Origin of the sequence: Mesorhizobium sp. M7A.F.Ca.MR.176.00.0.0 (assembly GCF_004023165.1) — a bacterium.
In the GTDB taxonomy this organism is placed as follows: Bacteria; Pseudomonadota; Alphaproteobacteria; order Rhizobiales; family Rhizobiaceae; genus Mesorhizobium.
The window spans coordinates 1-2757 of record NZ_RZTC01000111.1; the positions used below are offsets into that span (position 1 = coordinate 1).

The window sequence follows — 2757 nt, forward strand, 5'->3', positions numbered from 1 at the left end:
TGGCCCCTTGCGGTCCGCTCGCGAAACCGGTCAACTTCAGACTGATTTCCCCAAAACCCGATCTCCCCACCCCCCCGACCTCCCAAGACATAGGCAGATGCATGTTCTTCGCTTCCGACAATTGGGCAGGCGCCCATCCCAATATTGCCGCCGGCCTGTCGGCCAATGCCGGCGGCTTTTCCACCGCCTATGGCGACGGTGCGCTCGACCGGGCAGTCTACCAGCGCTTCAGTGAGATTTTCGAACGCGAGGTCGCGGTGTTCTTCGTCGCCACCGGCACGGCCGCCAACTCGCTGGCGCTCACCGCTTACAACAAGCCGGGCGGCATTTCCTTTGCCCATCGCGAATCGCATGTCATCGAGGACGAATGCGGCGCGCCGGTATATTTTTCCGGCGGCTCTCGCCTGAATGAGATCGATGGCGCGCTGGGCAAGATCGATCCGCACAATCTGGAAAGGACCATCGGCCGTTTCGCACCGGAAATTGTCCATTGGGGACGGCCGATGGCCGTTTCGATCACCCAGTCGACCGAGGTCGGCACCATCTACGGCCTGGATGAGATCGAGACGATCTCGGTGGTCGCCAAACAATATTCGGTGCCCCTGCACATGGATGGCGCCCGCTTTGCCAATGCGCTGGTCGCACTCGACACGACACCGGCCGAAATGACCTGGAAACGCGGCGTCGACATCCTCTCCTTCGGCGGCACCAAGAACGGCTGCTGGTGCGCCGAAGCGATCGTGTTGTTCGACCTCGATCGTGCCAGGGAATTGGCCTTCCTGCGCAAGCGCGCCGCCCAGCTGTTTTCGAAATCGCGCTTCGTCGCGGCGCAGTTCGAGGCCTATTTCAAGGATGGGCTGTGGCTGAACACCGCCCGCCACGCCAACGCCATGGCCGCACGCCTTGCCGCCGCGATCGAGGATTCGGCAACGGCCAAGCTGGCATGGCTGCCGCAGGCGAACGAGGTTTTCGCGGTGATCAAGAAAGCCGAGGCCGAGAGGCTGCAAGCCGCGGGTGCCGCCTTCTACGACTGGCACAAGCCGCATGGCTTTGACGGCCACATCGGCGAGGACGAGTTGCTCTACCGCTTCGTCACCAGCTTTGCGACGACAGCCGATGAAGTCGACCGTTTTGGCCAGCTGATCGCCTGATAACGCATTTCCCCGACAACAAAAAAGCGGCGCCTTTCGGCGCCGCTTCCGTCTCGGGAGGAGACTTGTATTTTAGGCAGCGGGCTTGGCCTCGATCTGCTTGGCCTTGGCCGAAGACGCCGTAATGGCGATCTTGCGCGGCTTCAGCTCCTCGGGGATGTTGCGCTTGAGGTCGACGAAGAGCAGGCCGTTCTTCAGCGAGGCGCCAACGACCTCGACGTGGTCGGCAAGCTGGAAGCGACGTTCGAAAGCCCTCGAGGCAATGCCGCGATAGAGCAGCTCAGAGCCTTCGCCGGTACCCTCGTCCTTGCGCTCACCCTTCACGGTCAGCACGTTGCGATGGGCTTCGATCGAGATTTCCTCGTCCGAGAAGCCGGCAACCGCCATCGAGATCCGGTAGGAATCCTCACCGGTGCGCTCGATGTTGTAGGGCGGATAGGTCTGCGCGCCATCCGGCTGCGCGAGCGAATCGAGCATCGTGAACAGACGATCGAAGCCGACGGTCGAGCGATAAAGCGGGGAAAAATCAACGTGACGCATGAGGTGTTCTCCTGTTGAGCAACATGGTTTGCGTATGGCCGGTGCGAAACCCTTGAGCGGCGTTTCGGGTGGACCAGCGGCCCCGACATTGGCGACCGCACGAGAGATTTGGGGAGCGCTGGAAAGCATTTCAAGATTTCACCTGGCGGCAAAAGCCACGGCGGCCGGACCCTTGATGAACGGCAGATGAACCGGCACTTCGGCGCGCGTTCAGGCAGCCGGCGCTAAAGTCCATTCCAGGATCAAGGACTGGCGGCGCCGATTGCACAACAGGCACCGCAACGAGGCCGACCGGGTGTAACGTCCCTTCCTCCCGGATCGACAGAGGCCGGAAGCACGCTTTCAAGCGGCTTCCGGCCTTCCCTGATGCAGCCTTCCCTTCACCGGGAATTCCTTGGCTTTTGGCGCATGGGCGTCTATCACCTTAGCGGAGCCGGCCAGCGCAGGCGGGCATGCGAGACGCCGAGCACGAAGCGCCGAATGACGGATCTTTTCACCGAAAACTCCCTTTTTCACGAAATCGAGGGCAATCCGCGGCCGGAAAATGCCACCGGCGGCTTCTTCACCACGCGTGACCGCAAGAATATCCGCTACGGCCTGTTCGGCGCGGTCGCTCGCCCGATGAAGGGCACCGTGGTCCTGCTCACCGGCCGCAACGAGTGCATCGAGAAATATTTCGAAACCATCCGCAACCTTGCCGATCGCGGCTTTGGCGTCGCCACGCTCGATTGGCGCGGCCAGGGCGATTCCGACCGGCTGATCCGCGATCACCAGCGCGGCTACGTCAGCAGCTTCCGCGAGTACACCGCCGACCTCGAACAGTTCTTCGAGGAGATCGTGCTGCCCGATTGCCGCGGACCGTACTACATCCTCGCCCATTCGGCAGGTGCCTTGATCACCCTGCTTGCCGCCCCATCGATGGTGAACCGCATCCGGCGCATGGTGCTGATCGCGCCCTTCCTGACGCTGCCCGACCTGCCGGTCTCGATCTCGACGGTTCGCCGCGTCTGTTCTCTGTTCTGCGCTCTCGGCCTCGGCCGGCTCTACGCCGCCTGGGGTCCGCGGC

At 62.5% G+C, this 2757-nt stretch carries 3 protein-coding genes; 2 read left to right on the plus strand and 1 reads right to left on the minus strand.

The window, feature by feature from the left end; genetic code table 11:
• Positions 1 to 101 precede the first annotated feature (101 nt).
• Positions 102 to 1151, plus strand: coding sequence for a low specificity L-threonine aldolase (locus EOB59_RS27670; protein WP_128289691.1), 1050 nt, complete (start codon positions 102 to 104; stop codon positions 1149 to 1151).
• A 72-nt stretch (positions 1152 to 1223) separates the two neighbouring features.
• Here the strand turns inward: EOB59_RS27670 and EOB59_RS27675 are convergent, their stop codons facing one another.
• A complete protein-coding gene (locus tag EOB59_RS27675; RefSeq protein WP_128289692.1) occupies positions 1224 to 1691 on the minus strand; it encodes an Hsp20 family protein in 468 nt (155 codons plus the stop codon).
• Between the two features lie 480 nt (positions 1692 to 2171).
• Here EOB59_RS27675 and EOB59_RS36770 point away from each other — a divergent pair.
• The coding region (locus tag EOB59_RS36770) for an alpha/beta hydrolase (RefSeq protein ID WP_245486785.1) at positions 2172 to 2757 on the plus strand (586 nt) is incomplete at its 3' end.

Bases quoted from the DNA above. Each gene is read 5' to 3' on its own strand.
- EOB59_RS27670 (WP_128289691.1), top strand. From the start codon at position 102: ATGTTCTTCGCTTCCGACAATTGGGCAGGCGCCCATCCCAATATTGCC.
- EOB59_RS27675 (WP_128289692.1), bottom strand. From the start codon at position 1,691: ATGCGTCACGTTGATTTTTCCCCGCTTTATCGCTCGACCGTCGGCTTC.